This is a genomic window from Enterobacter sp. 22466 (genome assembly GCF_052044775.1).
GTDB classification, from domain to species: domain Bacteria; phylum Pseudomonadota; class Gammaproteobacteria; order Enterobacterales; family Enterobacteriaceae; genus Enterobacter; species Enterobacter dissolvens.
The window spans coordinates 1,075,985-1,090,802 of the sequence record NZ_JBQENX010000001.1 but is presented as its reverse complement, the minus strand read 5'-3'; the positions used below and the strand labels follow the sequence as shown (position 1 = coordinate 1,090,802).

At 54.2% G+C, this 14,818-nt stretch carries 15 protein-coding genes; 4 read left to right on the top strand and 11 right to left on the bottom strand.

The window, feature by feature from the left end:
* Positions 1-98: 98 nt before the first annotated feature.
* A complete protein-coding gene (gene tcyP / locus ACTJJI_RS05295) occupies positions 99-1,490 on the top strand; it encodes a cystine/sulfocysteine:cation symporter (protein ID WP_038419159.1) in 1,392 nt (463 codons plus the stop codon).
* A 41-nt stretch (positions 1,491-1,531) separates the two neighbouring features.
* Here tcyP and cedA read toward each other — a convergent pair whose 3' ends face one another.
* The gene (gene cedA, locus ACTJJI_RS05290; protein WP_071841842.1) at positions 1,532-1,786 is read right to left on the bottom strand and encodes a cell division activator CedA; all 255 of its coding nucleotides are present in this window, start codon (positions 1,784-1,786) and stop codon (positions 1,532-1,534) included.
* 188 nt (positions 1,787-1,974) lie between these two features.
* Here cedA and katE point away from each other — a divergent pair, with 188 nt between their 5' ends.
* Positions 1,975-4,224 (top strand): catalase HPII, encoded by a 2,250-nt coding sequence (katE, locus tag ACTJJI_RS05285; protein ID WP_440653328.1) that lies wholly within the window; start codon positions 1,975-1,977, stop codon positions 4,222-4,224.
* Between the two features lie 38 nt (positions 4,225-4,262).
* On the opposite strand, the gene chbG is transcribed toward katE, so the two are convergent.
* From chbG to osmE, 7 genes are all read right to left on the bottom strand, one after another.
* Entirely contained in the window at positions 4,263-5,012 is a 750-nt protein-coding gene (chbG, locus tag ACTJJI_RS05280; protein WP_063412797.1) for a chitin disaccharide deacetylase, read from the bottom strand.
* A gap of 11 nt (positions 5,013-5,023) precedes the next feature.
* The gene (locus ACTJJI_RS05275) at positions 5,024-6,379 is read right to left on the bottom strand and encodes a 6-phospho-beta-glucosidase (RefSeq protein WP_440653326.1); all 1,356 of its coding nucleotides are present in this window, start codon (positions 6,377-6,379) and stop codon (positions 5,024-5,026) included.
* 110 nt (positions 6,380-6,489) lie between these two features.
* Entirely contained in the window at positions 6,490-7,308 is an 819-nt protein-coding gene (gene chbR / locus ACTJJI_RS05270; RefSeq protein WP_014831535.1) for a transcriptional regulator ChbR, read from the bottom strand.
* 29 nt (positions 7,309-7,337) lie between these two features.
* Positions 7,338-7,685 (bottom strand): PTS N,N'-diacetylchitobiose transporter subunit IIA, encoded by a 348-nt coding sequence (gene chbA, locus ACTJJI_RS05265; protein ID WP_063412795.1) that lies wholly within the window; start codon positions 7,683-7,685, stop codon positions 7,338-7,340.
* Between the two features lie 48 nt (positions 7,686-7,733).
* A complete protein-coding gene (gene chbC, locus ACTJJI_RS05260; RefSeq protein WP_014831533.1) occupies positions 7,734-9,092 on the bottom strand; it encodes a PTS N,N'-diacetylchitobiose transporter subunit IIC in 1,359 nt (452 codons plus the stop codon).
* 79 nt (positions 9,093-9,171) lie between these two features.
* Positions 9,172-9,489, bottom strand: a complete 318-nt coding sequence (gene chbB / locus ACTJJI_RS05255; RefSeq protein WP_008500676.1) for a PTS N,N'-diacetylchitobiose transporter subunit IIB — start codon at positions 9,487-9,489, stop codon at positions 9,172-9,174.
* A 281-nt stretch (positions 9,490-9,770) separates the two neighbouring features.
* A complete protein-coding gene (gene osmE, locus ACTJJI_RS05250; RefSeq protein ID WP_003857836.1) occupies positions 9,771-10,115 on the bottom strand; it encodes an osmotically-inducible lipoprotein OsmE in 345 nt (114 codons plus the stop codon).
* Positions 10,116-10,347: 232 nt separating this feature from the next.
* On the opposite strand from osmE, the gene nadE reads away from it, so the two are divergent.
* Positions 10,348-11,175 (top strand): ammonia-dependent NAD(+) synthetase, encoded by an 828-nt coding sequence (gene nadE, locus ACTJJI_RS05245; RefSeq protein ID WP_014831532.1) that lies wholly within the window; start codon positions 10,348-10,350, stop codon positions 11,173-11,175.
* 149 nt (positions 11,176-11,324) lie between these two features.
* The gene (gene cho, locus ACTJJI_RS05240; protein ID WP_014831531.1) at positions 11,325-12,203 is read left to right on the top strand and encodes an excinuclease Cho; all 879 of its coding nucleotides are present in this window, start codon (positions 11,325-11,327) and stop codon (positions 12,201-12,203) included.
* On the opposite strand, the gene ves is transcribed toward cho, so the two are convergent.
* From ves to astE, 3 genes are all read right to left on the bottom strand, one after another.
* On the bottom strand, positions 12,181-12,738 hold the full coding sequence (gene ves / locus ACTJJI_RS05235) for an environmental stress-induced protein Ves (RefSeq protein WP_046887849.1): 558 nt from the start codon (positions 12,736-12,738) through the stop codon (positions 12,181-12,183). The two genes, cho and ves, sit on opposite strands and share 23 nt — an antisense overlap.
* Positions 12,739-13,025: 287 nt before the next feature.
* Positions 13,026-13,508: an ATP-independent periplasmic protein-refolding chaperone Spy gene (gene spy, locus ACTJJI_RS05230; RefSeq protein ID WP_440653322.1), complete on the bottom strand. Its 483-nt coding sequence runs from the start codon at positions 13,506-13,508 to the stop codon at positions 13,026-13,028.
* 337 nt (positions 13,509-13,845) lie between these two features.
* Positions 13,846-14,811: a succinylglutamate desuccinylase gene (gene astE, locus ACTJJI_RS05225; RefSeq protein ID WP_050859557.1), complete on the bottom strand. Its 966-nt coding sequence runs from the start codon at positions 14,809-14,811 to the stop codon at positions 13,846-13,848.
* Positions 14,812-14,818 lie beyond the last annotated feature (7 nt).

Sequence of the window (14,818 nt, the reverse complement as noted above, 5' to 3'; positions counted from 1 at the left end):
CCATTCCATTTGGATATAAGCGCGACATCACACTTCTGCTAACCTTGCGCCAACAGGACCGGTAAAAACCGGCCACATAATAAATCAGGAGAACGGGGATGAATTTTCCACTCATCGCGAACATTGTCGTGTTCGTTATATTGCTATTGCTTCTCGCCCAGGCGCGTCACAAACAGTGGAGCCTGGCGAAGAAAGTGCTGGTGGGTCTGGTCATGGGTGTCGTGTTTGGCCTGGCCTTACATGCCGTCTACGGCTCCGATAGCCCGATACTGAAAGACTCCATTCAGTGGTTCAATATTGTCGGTAACGGCTATGTCCAGTTGCTGCAGATGATCGTCATGCCGCTGGTATTTGCCTCTATTCTGAGCGCTGTTGCCCGTCTGCATAACGCTACGCAGTTGGGTAAAATCAGCTTCCTGACCATCGGTACGCTGCTGTTTACCACCCTGATTGCTGCGCTGGTGGGTGTGCTGGTGACCAACCTGTTCGGCCTGACCGCCGAAGGTCTGGTTCAGGGTACTGCTGAAACCGCGCGTCTGACCGCAATTCAGACCAACTACGTGGGTAAAGTCGCTGACCTGACGGTGCCGCAGATGGTGCTCTCCTTCATTCCGAAGAACCCGTTTGCTGACCTGACAGGCGCCAGCCCAACTTCCATCATCAGCGTGGTGATTTTCGCTGCCTTCCTGGGCGTGGCGGCACTGAAGCTGCTGAAAGACGATGCGCCAAAAGGCGAGCGCGTGCTGACCGCTATCGATACCCTGCAAAGCTGGGTGATGAAGCTGGTTCGTCTGGTGATGCAGCTGACCCCTTACGGTGTTCTGGCACTGATGACCAAAGTGGTCGCTGGCTCTAACCTGCAGGACATCATTAAGCTGGGCAGCTTCGTTGTCGCCTCTTATCTGGGTCTGGGCATTATGTTTGTCGTACACGGCATCCTGCTCGGTGTGAACGGCGTAAGCCCGCTGAAATACTTCCGTAAAGTCTGGCCGGTGCTGACCTTTGCCTTCACCAGCCGTTCCAGCGCCGCGTCTATTCCGCTGAACGTCGAAGCGCAGACCCGTCGACTGGGTGTACCAGAATCTATTGCCAGCTTCTCGGCCTCCTTTGGCGCCACGATTGGTCAGAACGGGTGTGCGGGTCTCTACCCGGCGATGCTGGCCGTGATGGTTGCGCCAACGGTTGGGATCAACCCGCTGGATCCGGTCTGGATTGCTACGCTGGTCGGTATTGTCACCATTAGCTCCGCAGGCGTTGCGGGCGTGGGCGGTGGTGCCACCTTCGCCGCGCTGATTGTTCTGCCTGCGCTGGGTCTGCCAGTGACGCTGGTTGCCCTGCTGATCTCCGTTGAACCGCTGATCGACATGGGGCGTACCGCGCTGAACGTCAGCGGCTCAATGACGGCCGGTACGCTGACCAGCCAGTGGCTGAAGCAGACCGACAAAGCCATTCTGGATAGTGAAGACGACGCCGAGCTGGCGCACCGTTAAGCAAATAAAAAAACCGCCATCAGGCGGTTTTTTTATACGTGTTATTCTTCAACTTCTTCATCCTGTCGAATTTGTACCGCCCACCGCTGAGCCGCTTCCGGCACATTAAATACCGGTGAACGCCGGAAGTGCTCGCCGATCAGCACAAAAGCCACGTATTTTCCACGTAACTGCCAGACATCGCGATACCCCTCCACCTTCAGCGCATGATCGGGGGGAGCGGGTTCGACACGGGGCACGTAGCTAATCACCTGGCGGTTTTGTTGACGAAGAGGTTTCATAAGCGACTGGTTCACTAAAGCAAATTCTTAAAGCAGGAAATTTCTATGATAGCCGATCCTGCCCCCATGCGTCGCGCCTTGCGTGTGGTTGACAGCGCCTTTTGCTAAGGCGGTGTCTGAAAAAGCTGAGTTCGCCTGCCCTTTCCTTACATTGTTCTATAGTTAACAGGGTTTTTTAGGAATGAATAAAGGAGAAGCGTGCAATGTCGAACAAAGATAAAACACATCAATCACCCATTCATGGCACTGAAGAATCACAGCCGGGTATGGACTCCCTTGCGCCTGAAGATGGCTCTCATCGCCCTTCACCGGGCCCCTCAGCCCCTGGCGAGCAGCCGACCGCGCCCGGTAGCATGAAATCGCCGGACACCGGCAATGAGAAGCTAAAATCACTGGAGCCACACCGCAAAGGCGGTGAAGGCTATGCGCTGACCACCAATCAGGGGGTGCGCATCGCTGACGATCAGAACTCCCTGCGCGCGGGTGCTCGCGGGCCGACTCTGCTGGAAGATTTCATCCTGCGGGAAAAAATCACCCACTTTGACCATGAGCGCATCCCGGAGCGTATCGTGCACGCGCGCGGTTCCGCCGCTCACGGCTATTTCCAGCCCTACAAGAGCCTGAAGGAAATCACCAAAGCTGACTTCCTTTCAGACCCGGACAAGATCACCCCCGTGTTTGTGCGTTTCTCCACCGTGCAGGGTGGCGCAGGCTCGGCAGATACCGTGCGAGATATCCGCGGCTTTGCCACCAAGTTTTATACCGAAGAGGGTATTTTCGACCTCGTGGGTAATAACACGCCGGTCTTTTTCATTCAGGATGCGCATAAATTTCCTGACTTTGTCCATGCGGTAAAACCGGAGCCCCACTGGGCGATACCGCAGGGACAAAGTGCGCATGACACCTTCTGGGACTATGTCTCCCTGCAACCCGAGACGTTACACAACGTGATGTGGGCGATGTCTGATCGCGGGATCCCACGCAGCTATCGCACCATGGAGGGGTTTGGCATTCATACCTTCCGGATGATCAACGCCGAGGGCAAAGCGACGTTTGTTCGTTTCCACTGGAAACCGGTCGCCGGGAAGGCCTCACTGGTGTGGGATGAAGCCCAGAAGCTGACCGGCCGCGATCCGGACTTCCATCGCCGCGAGCTGTGGGAATCCATTGAAGCGGGCGACTTCCCGGAATATGAGCTGGGGTTACAGCTGATCCCGGAAGAGGACGAATTTAAGTTCGATTTTGACCTGCTGGATCCGACCAAACTGATCCCTGAGGAGCTGGTGCCGGTTCAACTGGTGGGCAAAATGGTGCTGAACCGCAACCCGGACAACTTCTTTGCCGAGAACGAACAGGCGGCTTTCCATCCCGGTCATATCGTCCCCGGCCTGGATTTCACCAACGATCCGCTGCTGCAGGGGCGACTGTTCTCCTACACCGATACGCAGATTAGCCGACTTGGCGGGCCGAACTTCCACGAAATCCCGATTAACCGCCCTACCTGCCCGTACCATAATTTCCAGCGTGACGGAATGCATCGTCAGGATATCGATACCAACCCGGCCAACTATGAGCCGAACTCCATCAACGATAACTGGCCGCGTGAAACGCCTCCAGGCCCTAAACGGGGCGGATTTGAGTCGTATCAGGAACGTGTGGATGGCAATAAAATCCGCGAACGCAGCCCATCGTTTGGTGAATATTATGCCCACCCTCGCCTGTTCTGGAACAGCCAGACACCGATTGAGCAGCAGCATATTATCGGCGGCTTTAGCTTCGAACTGAGCAAGGTTGTCCGGACGTACATCCGCGAGCGCGTGGTCGATCAACTGGCGCATATCGATATTCAGCTCGCCCAGAGCGTGGCCGATAACCTCGGCATTACGCTGACGGATGAGCAACGCAACCTTGCGCCGCCGAAAGACGTTAACGGGGTGAAGAAGGATCCGTCGCTCAGCCTGTACGCGGTGCCGGGAGGCTCGATTAAAGGCCGGGTGGTGGCGATCCTGCTTAACGACAAAACCCGTGCCAGCGACGTACTGGGGATCATGCAGGCGCTGAAAACCAAAGGCGTACACGCCAAACTGCTCTACTCCCGGATGGGTGAAGTGACCGCCGATGACGGGTCGGTGCTGCCGGTTGCCGCCACCTTTGCGGGCGCGCCATCGCTGACCGTGGACGCGGTGATTGTGCCGTGCGGCGATATTGCCAGCCTGCTGACGAACGGTGACGCGGTCTATTATCTGCTTGAAGCCTATAAGCACCTGAAGCCGATCGCCCTTTCCGGTGATGCGCGCCAGTTTAAAGCACGCCTGAATGTGGCCGACCAGGGTGAAGACGGGATTGTGGAAGGCGATAACGTGGACGACGCGTTTATGACGAAGTTGTTTAATCTGCTTGCCGCGCACCGCGTCTGGTCGCGCAGCAGCAAGATTGACCAGATACCGGCGTAAAAAAAGGCCGGGTAAGGCAAAGCCGCACCCGGCACTTTTCACAGATCCCTGAATGTCCCCAACCGATACCCGCGCTCGGCAATCGCGTATTTCAGCGATGGCGACGTCAGCACCTCCAGCTCCGCCAGGCGCGGCCAGCAGTAGGCGCTCTTACGCACGATATTATCGACGAAAGCCGGGTGCGCCATCACCTCCAGTGACCGTTCTCCCCGGGCAGCGGAATCATCCAGCACCTTCAGGAACAGCGCTTCGTCGATTTCATCACCATAAAATGCACTGCTGAACCCCTCGGTTGTGGCCACTGCAACGTCCGGCAATCCGCGTACGTCGCGATCCACGCGCATCGCCACGCCTTTGCGCTGAGCAAATTCCGCGACGAGAGGGAAAATCGCCGGGATCATATGCACGTGGTGATGGCTGTCGATATGCGTAGGTTCGTGACCAAAGAGGTCAACAAAACGGTTGTACTGACAGTCCAGCTCGCGGGCAATCTCTTCGAGCGGCAGTGCGTCCTGTCCTGCCAGTTCCCAAATCCATTTCCCCAGCTGTCCGTCGCGCGTCAGGCCTGGCATCGCTGAAAGCGGCATCCCCAGCGTCAGCACAAAGTGCATGCCCACGCCCAGCTCAGGCGCTTCACGGCTCAACTGCGCCGCGTGCGCTATCGCTTCTCCATTCACCAGCGCAGTGGTCGACGTCACCACGCCCCGGCGACAGGCTTCAACAATGCCGTAGTTCTGCCCTTTTGACAGGCCAAAATCATCAGCATTGACGATCAGCAGGTTTTCCATCGCACATCCTCTTAACGGTGTTGGAATTTGAGCTTCTCAATCGTGGCAGCAAAGTTTGGCAGCCATTTTTCATGCGCCAGTATCATCTCACTGGCCAGCACTTCCGCATCGCGGTCGGAATGGACCAGCGGGCTGAGGTTCAACGCCAGCAGCACGTCATTCAACTCACCGCTCAGCGCGGCGTTGCTGGCCGCCACTTCAAACCCTTTGATGGTGTGAATAAGTCCCATCACGTTGTCATCAAAGTGGGTAATACGCGGATGCGGTTTTGCCCCCTCACGGCCCAGGATACAGGTCATCTCTACGGCCCAGTCGGCCGGGATATTGTCGATATGGCCGTGGTGCGGCACATTGACGTAGTGCTCAGCCTGCTTGTCATTGTAAATGGCGTTAATCACTTCGCACGCCGCGTCGGAATAGTACGCCCCACCGCGCTGTTCAAGCTCTTTCGGCTTCTCGTTCAGATTCGGATCTTTATACAAATCAAACAGCTGCTTCTCAACTTTCTGCACTATCTGTGCACGTGCGCCGCCTTTATAGTACTCACCCATTTCGATAGCCAGCATCTCTTTCTGCTTGAAGTAGTAGAGCAGATAGGAGCATGGCAGCAGGTTCAGGGAACGGATGAGCCCTTCGCTGAACGGCAGGTCGAAGATATTTTTCACCGATGCAGCGGTCAGGCGACCGGAGGCCACGCCGTCCAGTAGTTCAGCAAAGCGAGACTGGCCGTTGACTATCACATCTTTGATGAACACCATGTGGTTGAGACCGAACAGATCGATAGAGAGATCGTCGTTGTCGGTCAGCTCCAGCACGTCGCGGATGAACATCTTCATGCCAATCGGAATATTGCAGACGCCGATAAAACGCTTGAAGTTGGTATGGCGATAGACCGCCTCGGTGACCATCCCGGCCGGGTTGGTAAAGTTAATCACCCATGCGTTCGGGCAGATCTCCTGCACATCGTTGATGATGTCGAAAATGACCGGGATGGTGCGCAGACCTTTAAACAGGCCGCCCGCGCCGTTGGTTTCCTGTCCCAGATAGCCGTGGCTCAGCGGAATGCGTTCGTCCAGTTCACGCGCTTTGAGCTGGCCCACGCGCAGCTGAGTGGTAACGAAGTCAGCGTCTTTCAACGCCTGGCGACGATCGAGGGTTTTATGCACGGTTAAGGGCACACCGGCTTTTTCAACCATTCGTTTGCACAGGTCGAAAATAATATTCAGCTTTTCCTGACCCTCCTCAACATCCACCAGCCATAATTCGCTGACCGGTAATTCATGATAACGTTTCAGGAAACCTTCCAGTAATTCCGGGGTATAGCTGCTGCCGCCGCCAATGGTCACGACTTTTAATTTCTTTTGCATAACATCTCCCTTAGCGTATCAGGTTAATCGCCTGCAAGGTATAGCGGACTCTTCCCGCTATTTGGGCAAGCAATCAAGTCAATATTCGTGGCGAATACACTCGCCAGGCACTAATTAATTACCGTCAAATTCTTCCGGTAACTGTTTGGTGTGAATGAGGTAAATTTCTTAAAGGTTTTAATAAACAGGCTGGGGCTACTGTAACCGGACTCATAAGCAATATCGGTGACAGAGTAGTTGGTAATTTCCAGCTGTTTTTTGGCAAAATTAATGCGGATTTCATTAATAATTTGCACGGGCGTTTTACGATAATAACGCTGTGTCGCCCGGGTCAGGTATTCCTGGGATTTTCCGGACAGTGACACCATATTTTCCAGAGCATTCTCGCTGAACTGCCCTTTGTCGTGCATTAACTCGACGGTACTGCGAAGCCATTGCGGGACATCATCGGTCACCTGCTGCTCTTCACGGTGGTGGCGAAGGCGGTTCATCACATAGAACGTCACGGTTTCAATGAATTCATCGAACTCATTGTCGCGGAAGTTGAGCGAGGCAATCACCGTTTCTATCCAGGTCATGAATTCGTTTTTGACGCGATAGACCTGTGATGCCACAAAGCAGAACGGCACCAGCGGCAGATAGTGTTTCTCAAAGAAGCGTCTGCTGACGCCAACGTTAAGAATGCGGGTGGCACCAAATTCGTAAAAACTCTGGTGGTAAGACCCCATCGGCAGGAAGACAAAATCACCGCGCTCCAGCAGGACACGCTTGCCGTTAATCTCCTGATAGTAGCGGCCGGTCAGAACAATCGTGAACTCGTAGTAGTCATGCTGGTGCAGACCACTGGCGCTCTCCGTCTTGTTGTAAATAACCACGTGAAAATTCTTGCCATTAAACAGCTGCTGTTCAAGTGCGGTTTTAATTTCCATCGTGCTGACCTCCTGCTACTCAGTCTGACTTACTGCAGCTTCTCGTGAAGCTCAATTAACTCTGCCACCAGTTCGCGCGCCAGCATCGAGGTCATCAGGTGATCCTGCGCATGTACCAGCACCAGGCTGACTTTCATCTTCCCTTCGCCCTGGTCGCCTTCGATAAGCTTTGTCTGCACCAGGTGCGCTTCATTCAGCGCGATGCGGGATTGATCCATCATGGTCCTGGCGGCGGCGAAATCGCCCTGCTTGGCCTGTTTCAGGGCGGCATACGCCAGGCTACGTGCTTGCCCGGAGTTGATGATAAGGCCCATCACCACTTCTTCCAGATCGTTCTCTACGGCCTCTTCGGCTACGATACTATCCAAATCTAACATCTTTAAGCTCCTTTTCGCTGGCGCGGGCGACCCCGCGCCGGGCAATATTTAGAATTTCAGTGCGAGGGCGATATCCTCTTCGCTCTCTTCTTCATCAATTACGGTCGCGGCTTTGTTGGCTATCGCCACGAATGGCATATAGAGCAGTGTTGCAATCCCGAGGTTGAATATCGCCAGCAGGAAGGCGGCTACGCTACCGTTGGTATTGAAGAATGCTCCCAGACCCGCCGGCATGGTCCACGGCGCAATGTTGGTCACAGGCGGGATAATGCCCAGGTAATAGGCCGTCAGGGTGATCCCCGCCAGCAGCGGCTGAATCAGGACGAATGGAATGAACATCACCGGGTTCATGATGATAGGCAGACCAAACAGAATCGGCTCGTTAATCTGGAAGATGCCTGACGGCAGCGCCAGCTTCGCAACCTGACGATGGTCAGCGCGACGAGAGACAATAAAGACCGCGATGATCAGACCCAGCGTCGCCCCGGTACCCCCCAGGAAGATATAAGAGTCCAGCATCGGCTTCGCCCACACATGGAAGGTTTTACCTGCCGCCAGAGCCGCGTCAACGGAGCCGTACTGCTGATAAAGTGCAACGTTTTCCAGTGCCCATGGGGTCATGATACCGCTGTCCAGCGCCGCCAGTGCCAGTGAACCATGCACGCCGAAGAACCACAGCAGGGAGGTGAAAATCACGTACGCCCAACCGACCACGCCACCCATCGACGCCAGGGGCGTAGAGATAGAGTCCATGATGATCTGGTGGAAGTTTGTGCCCCAGTGAGAGAGCGCCCAGGCAATAATCCCCATGATGGAGAGAATAATGAAGCCTGGAATCAACGCGGAAAATGAACGGGAAACGGAGGCCGGTACGCTATCCGGCAGGCGAATTACCCAGTTGCGACGGATAATAAAGGTGAACATCTCGGCAACCACCAGACCGATAACAATACCGGAAATAATGTTTGCCCCACCCAGCCAGTTAGCGCCTACCGCATAAGCTTCACCCACGCTGTAAGGGGTGACGGTCATAAAGGCGGCAACGGACAATAACCCCGCGGCCAGCGGATCCACCTTGCGTTCTTCGGCTAATGCCATCCCAATAAAGAAAGGCGCCATCAGCGACATAATACCCAACGTACCGTTATATACGTTGCCGCCGATGGCTTTAAAACCGTTAAGGGTTTCAATGGTTGAAGCGTCTAACCGAATTCCTAATGAATAAAAAAAGGAACCTTCACCAAAGCTCAGAAAAACGTTGTTAATTAAAACGAACATTGCCCCGGCCAGCGTCAACGGCATTAATTTAATAAAGCCGTTTTTGATGGCATTAACGTGAGGCTGCTTTCCTATTTTAACAGCAAAAGGAAGGAGTACCTTTTCAAGTGAAGCGATGACTTTACTCATAGGAAAATACCCTTAAATGCCGCAACCCAGGTCACGGCGTATTGTGTGTGAAATAACTCTTTGACGGGAAAAATAAAAATTAATTAGCAGCTTTTTTAATGGCTGCCACAGCAGCTTTCAGTACACCTAAACCATCAATCTTGCCATACAGTCCCGAGTCGATAACCTCGACCGGTTTATTCGGTAACAAACGTTGAATCTCTGGCAGCATGTACGCGATCTGCGGTCCCAGTAAAACGACATCCGCGGTCTGTCCTTTTTCGCCCGCCAGCGTTTCCGGGAACGCTTCTATCACGACAGGCACTTCATACTTTTCAGCCTGCGCACGCATCTTTGACACCAGCAGTGACGTTGACATGCCCGCAGAGCAGAACAGATAGATATGTTTCTTTTCCATAATAATTTCCCTCTTGTATGACTACCTGCCGTCGCGCTATCACTCGACTCGCTCTCCTGGCTGACAGGTAATGTGCTGACTGTTGTTTATCGTTGGAGTGAGTATACGTAATGGTACAGAGGGGGGATAATTCTGCACAGGCCTAAATTGTCTCTCATTGACCTGGCTTGTTGACTACCTTCACATTTCAGGCAAATAATTCGCGCAAAGAAATAAGATTTACGTATGCATAAAAAAACCGGCCTAAAGGCCGGCTTGTTAACATCCTCAGGCAAGCAGGGTTACTGCGCCTTAGGTGCCTGCGGATCGGTATCGTATTCAGCACAGGTCTGGTAACCGGAATTGATCACGTGACCGGTGTCATCCAGAGCAACAAAGTAGGTTTCTGCCTTACCATCACGTTGACCCAGGATATAGGTCTGGCAGGTACCACGCGCGTGGATCATCGTCACTTCTGACGAAGGCTTACCGGCAATCGCCGCCACCTGCGAACGCGTCATCCCTTTTTTGACATCTTTCACTACCGGCTGTGTAAACTGATCTTTGGTGCGATCGTACGCCGTACACCCTGCCAGCATAGTCAGTACCGCCGCTGCGCTAAGAATTCCTGCTACGTTCTTGTTCATATTCCGTCCTCTTGTTTATCAGCGTGTTATCTAAGCATGGGATAAAAAGTACTATTGTTCAACTTTGCGAGTTACGCCAGACGAATTTCGGAAAATTCTAATAAAACAACGATAACCTGCTAAAACGCCGCAAAATAGCGCACTCGAAACTGTGATCCTTGTCGTTTTACGCCTGAAGGGGTAGTTTTAACAGTTAACACATTCTGTTTATGGTCTGCATATGGAGGGCGTGATGGCTCTGCAACACGAGATTATCCAGGCGCTGGGCGCGAAGCCTGCGGTAGATGCTAATGAAGAGATCCGCCGCAGCGTGGATTTTTTAAAATCGTACTTAAAAACGAACTCTTTCCTGAAATCTCTGGTGCTGGGCATCAGCGGGGGCCAGGATTCAACGCTGACCGGTAAACTCTGTCAGATGGCAATCTCAGAGTTGCGCGAAGAGACCGGGGATGAATCCCTGCAGTTTATCGCCGTACGTCTTCCGTATGGCGTGCAGGCGGACGAACAGGATTGTCAGGATGCTATCGCCTTTATCCAGCCTGACCGCGTGCTGACGGTCAATATCAAAGGATCGGTGCTGGCGAGCGAACAGGCGCTGCGCGAAGCGGGCATTGAGCTGAGCGATTTTGTGCGCGGCAATGAAAAAGCGCGCGAGCGCATGAAAGCACAGTACAGCATCGCCGGCATGACCAAAGGCGTGGTTGTCGGGACCGATCACGCGGCGGAAGCCATCACCGGCTTCTTCACCAAATACGGCGACGGTGGCACCGACATTAACCCTATCTTCCGTTTGAACAAGCGTCAGGGTAAACAACTGCTGGCTGCGCTGGGCTGTCCGGAGCATTTATACAAGAAAGCGCCAACGGCGGATCTGGAAGACGATCGCCCTTCCCTGCCGGATGAAGCGGCGCTCGGTGTGACCTATGACAACATCGATGATTATCTGGAAGGCAAGAAACTGGACGAGAGTATCGCGAAGATTATCGAAGGCTGGTATCTGAAAACCGAGCACAAACGCCGCCCACCCATTACCGTGTTTGACGATTTCTGGAAGAAATAGAAGCAAAACGGTAACCCAGGTTACCGTTTTTAATATTTGCGCCCTCTCCCGTGGGAGAGGGTTGGGGTGAGGGCATCAGGCCACCCGGCTCTTTTTTAACCACCCCACACCTGCTACACTGTATACCTGAACAGTATATGGAGTGGTATGTGAGCAGGCGTCAATCTGCCCCGCGTCTTGAGTTTGAAGCGGCGGCTATCTATGAATATCCCGAACATCTCCGCCCCTGGCTTGAGGAATTGCCTAAACAGCCAGGCGTGTACATCTTTCATGGCGAAAGCGACACCCTGCCGCTCTATATCGGCAAGAGCGTGAATATTCGCAGCCGGGTGCTGTCCCATCTGCGCACGCCGGACGAAGCCGCCATGCTCCGTCAGTCGCGACGCATCAGCTGGTATCCGACCGCGGGAGAGATGGGGGCGCTCTTACTGGAAGCCCGGTTAATTAAAGAGCAACAGCCGCTGTTTAATAAGCGTCTGCGCCGCAATCGTCAGCTCTGCTCGCTGCAGATAACCGCGGGCAAACCGCAGGTTGTCTATGCGCGCGACGTCGATTTTTCCCATGCACCGAATCTGTACGGCCTGTTCGCCAACAAACGTGCTGCGCTACAGGCGCTGCAAACGCTGGCGGACGAGCAGCAGCTTTGCTACAGCCTGCTGGGGCTGGAGGCCACCACCCGTGGACGCGCCTGTTTCCGCTCTGCGCTCAAGCGCTGTGCGGGTGCCTGCTGCGGCAAAGAGAGCCTGGAGGAACATCACGCCCGGCTTCTTGGCGGGCTGGCGGCCATCAGCGTGAACTGCTGGCCATGGGAAGGCGCTGTTGCGCTAAAAGAAGTGGGAGAGACGATGACGCAGTACCACATCGTCCATAACTGGTTCTGGCTGGGTGCGGTCGATAACCTGCAGGAGGCCGCCACCCTGTTACGCACACCCGCCGGCTTCGACCATGATGGCTACAAAATTCTCTGTAAGCCCGTGCTGACCGGCGAGTTTGACGTTATTGTGCTCAGTGACCAGGCAGCCAGTTGATTTCGCTGAATAATAACGTGCCCTGTGATTCCAGCAAACGGAGGGTATGGGTTCCCTCCTCCCAGCTCGCGCCCTGATCGGCCGTCAGCAATTTATCCCCCAACTGCCACGCACCGCTTAACACGAATACCACACCGCCACGTGAACCAAAGGTGGTAAAGGTACGGTCAGCCACCCGCACTTTCGCCTGGCAGCAATCCCGCCGGGTCATGATGTTGAAGTCCATCGACATCTGACCTTCGGTGAGCAGCGCTTTTACGGGCTGATCGCCGGAAAAACAAAAGGGCTGATGGTGCTTCAGGGTATGGCAAAACGCCTGACCGGCATCCAGCGTCACCTCTCCCCCTTCCAGCAAGGTAATCACCCGATCCACACCCGGAAAAGAGGAAAACTCGCCATTACTGGCGATGGTCGCAATGCTGGCACGCCAGAAAAAGTCGCGCGTCGCGGGAGGAAAACAACAAATTTCGCGCGTCTCACCAGCACCATTACGCCAGAGACTGACCGGCATCTTACGGATATCAAAGAACTCCATCACCACTCCTGAATGGCGCAACGAGCGCCAGGGCAAGGATATCGCTATCGTTGCTGTCTTGTTTGTTATGGTTGAATAGTCACAGACGTATTATCGGCAGCAGAGTGGGCAGGCCTTAGCGGGACGTGGATAAAAATCTAACGTCATGAGTTCTCTGAAGCGATGTGAGGAGAATACCGCGCCTGTTGCGGCAGACAAGAGGGTAAGAAAGAAAAAACCGCCGGTCCTGTCCACAGCGTTTGCGCTTTTGTAGACAGGATCCCGGCGGTCTTAAGAGGGTGAACCGATTATTCGGTTGGTGCTGGCATTTTACCTTCCATTGCCGGACGTTCTGTCAGACGCTTCTCAAAATTGGCATTAAATTGTTTTTTCTGTTCCGGCGTCAGAATGTTGTAGATCTTGTTCTGGGTTTCCATATGAGCCAGCATGCGTGCTTTATGCTGCTCAGCCATTTTGTCGATCTGCGCTTCGGCTTTGGCCTTATCGAAGCTGTCGCTGGCGATGATGTCATGCATCGCGCGGCGCTCTTCCAGCGGAGGACGTTTCATCTGGTCACGCTGGCTTTTCATGATGTCGCGGATCTGCTGTTTCTGTGCATCCGTGAGGTTCAGATCTTTGAACATCATCATCTCGTGCATACCCGGCTTGCCTTTGTGATGCATCATCATTTTGCCTTCAGCAGTCGTGGTTGCGGTATCTGCGGCGAACGCCATGCTGGTAGCGCCCAGAGCCAGGGTAGAAGCAACAAACAGTGCAGTAAACTTACGCATAATTTATTTCCTTACTTTCAGTTATTCTTCGGCGCTATGCCGTGTTGACGAGATTAACTTTACGGGGTTTATCGTCAATTAGTCAGAGCAACGGTAAAACAATGAAAGTGTAAAAAACAAATTTTCGCCAAATATGGAGGAAATAAGGATAAAGCATGGAGAGTTGCAACAAAAATATGCAACAGACTGATTATCAAGAGATTGTGCAGAAGTATAACCAACTGCCGATTAATAATAAAGCAATAATCCAGGAATATTCCGCAAAGAAAATGCGATCGCCTTAATCGCTAAGAAAATAGTTTTAAATTTCCCCTCCTGCAGACAGGAGGGGAAACGATCAGGACACTTTCTCCAGCATCAGCCCGGCACGCAGACCAAAGGCCACCGACGGGTTGGGGAACAGCACATACTCGGTTGTTTTCTGCACCTCATAGCGCTCGTCACCATCCTCCGCCAGTAATACCCCTTTGCGAAACGGCGTAAAATTGAGCGTGTGGGCCGCCATGTGAAGCTGGAAAGCTTCGCTGCGGCGGGTGATCTGCTGCACTACCCGATAACGCTCGACGGGCTGGCTGGTATGCTCCGGCACGGTACCGCCCAGCAGCGCCCGCAGCGCAAGATGCGTCGGGGCAAAGCGCGTGAGATCGTTTTGCCCAAATGGCAGCGCTTTTCCCAGCTCCAGCGTGCAGGCCAGCGCACCGAAGCGTTCACAGGTGAAGTGGGTAAAGGTGCCCCCCGGCGACTGATGAAAGACCAGCGCTTCCAGCCCCGCATCCCCCAGCCAGCGCAGAAAGTCTTCATCCCAGGGCTGATTCCGCTGCGGCAGCACGCCAAAGCGCACGTGATACGAGGCACGGATCGCCGTATGCAGATCGAGATGCCAACGCGATGGTCCCGCGTCGGTGAAAAAGTGAGTGACGATCTGCTCCAGCCACTGCGCCCGTGCCGTTTCATCACTCGGCGGGAATTGCGACCAGCGGCCACCGAACATGCGGTTAATATCGCTCACCAGATAGCGTTTGTTTTGCGCCAGCGCAGTCGGGTTCCCCAGAACCACCAGCAGGCGGCAGTGCAGCGCAATCTCCCCGCGATACAATGCGCGCAGCAGCAGGTCGACAATTTCCACGGGTGCCGTTTCATTGCCGTGAATGCCGGTTGAAAGCACAAGCGACTGTTCACTCTTCGCGGTCGGCGTCAGCTCAAGCACGCCGCGTCCCAGCCATTGCCAGTGAAATGAGGGGCCGTCCCCCTCACTCTGCTCAGGCGTTTCGTCTGCCAGCGTCAGCGCCAGTAAATTCTCCATAGCCTCT

Bases quoted from the DNA above. Each gene is read 5' to 3' on its own strand.
- ves (WP_046887849.1), bottom strand. From the start codon at position 12,738: ATGGAGTTCTTTGATATCCGTAAGATGCCGGTCAGTCTCTGGCGTAAT.
- chbB (WP_008500676.1), bottom strand. From the start codon at position 9,489: ATGGAAAAGAAACATATCTATCTGTTCTGCTCTGCGGGCATGTCAACG.
- katE (WP_440653328.1), top strand. From the start codon at position 1,975: ATGTCGAACAAAGATAAAACACATCAATCACCCATTCATGGCACTGAA.
- chbC (WP_014831533.1), bottom strand. From the start codon at position 9,092: ATGAGTAAAGTCATCGCTTCACTTGAAAAGGTACTCCTTCCTTTTGCT.
- spy (WP_440653322.1), bottom strand. From the start codon at position 13,508: ATGCGTAAGTTTACTGCACTGTTTGTTGCTTCTACCCTGGCTCTGGGC.
- tcyP (WP_038419159.1), top strand. From the start codon at position 99: ATGAATTTTCCACTCATCGCGAACATTGTCGTGTTCGTTATATTGCTA.
- astE (WP_050859557.1), bottom strand. From the start codon at position 14,811: ATGGAGAATTTACTGGCGCTGACGCTGGCAGACGAAACGCCTGAGCAG.
- nadE (WP_014831532.1), top strand. From the start codon at position 10,348: ATGGCTCTGCAACACGAGATTATCCAGGCGCTGGGCGCGAAGCCTGCG.
- chbR (WP_014831535.1), bottom strand. From the start codon at position 7,308: ATGGAAATTAAAACCGCACTTGAACAGCAGCTGTTTAATGGCAAGAAT.
- osmE (WP_003857836.1), bottom strand. From the start codon at position 10,115: ATGAACAAGAACGTAGCAGGAATTCTTAGCGCAGCGGCGGTACTGACT.
- chbG (WP_063412797.1), bottom strand. From the start codon at position 5,012: ATGGAAAACCTGCTGATCGTCAATGCTGATGATTTTGGCCTGTCAAAA.
- ACTJJI_RS05275 (WP_440653326.1), bottom strand. From the start codon at position 6,379: ATGCAAAAGAAATTAAAAGTCGTGACCATTGGCGGCGGCAGCAGCTAT.
- chbA (WP_063412795.1), bottom strand. From the start codon at position 7,685: ATGTTAGATTTGGATAGTATCGTAGCCGAAGAGGCCGTAGAGAACGAT.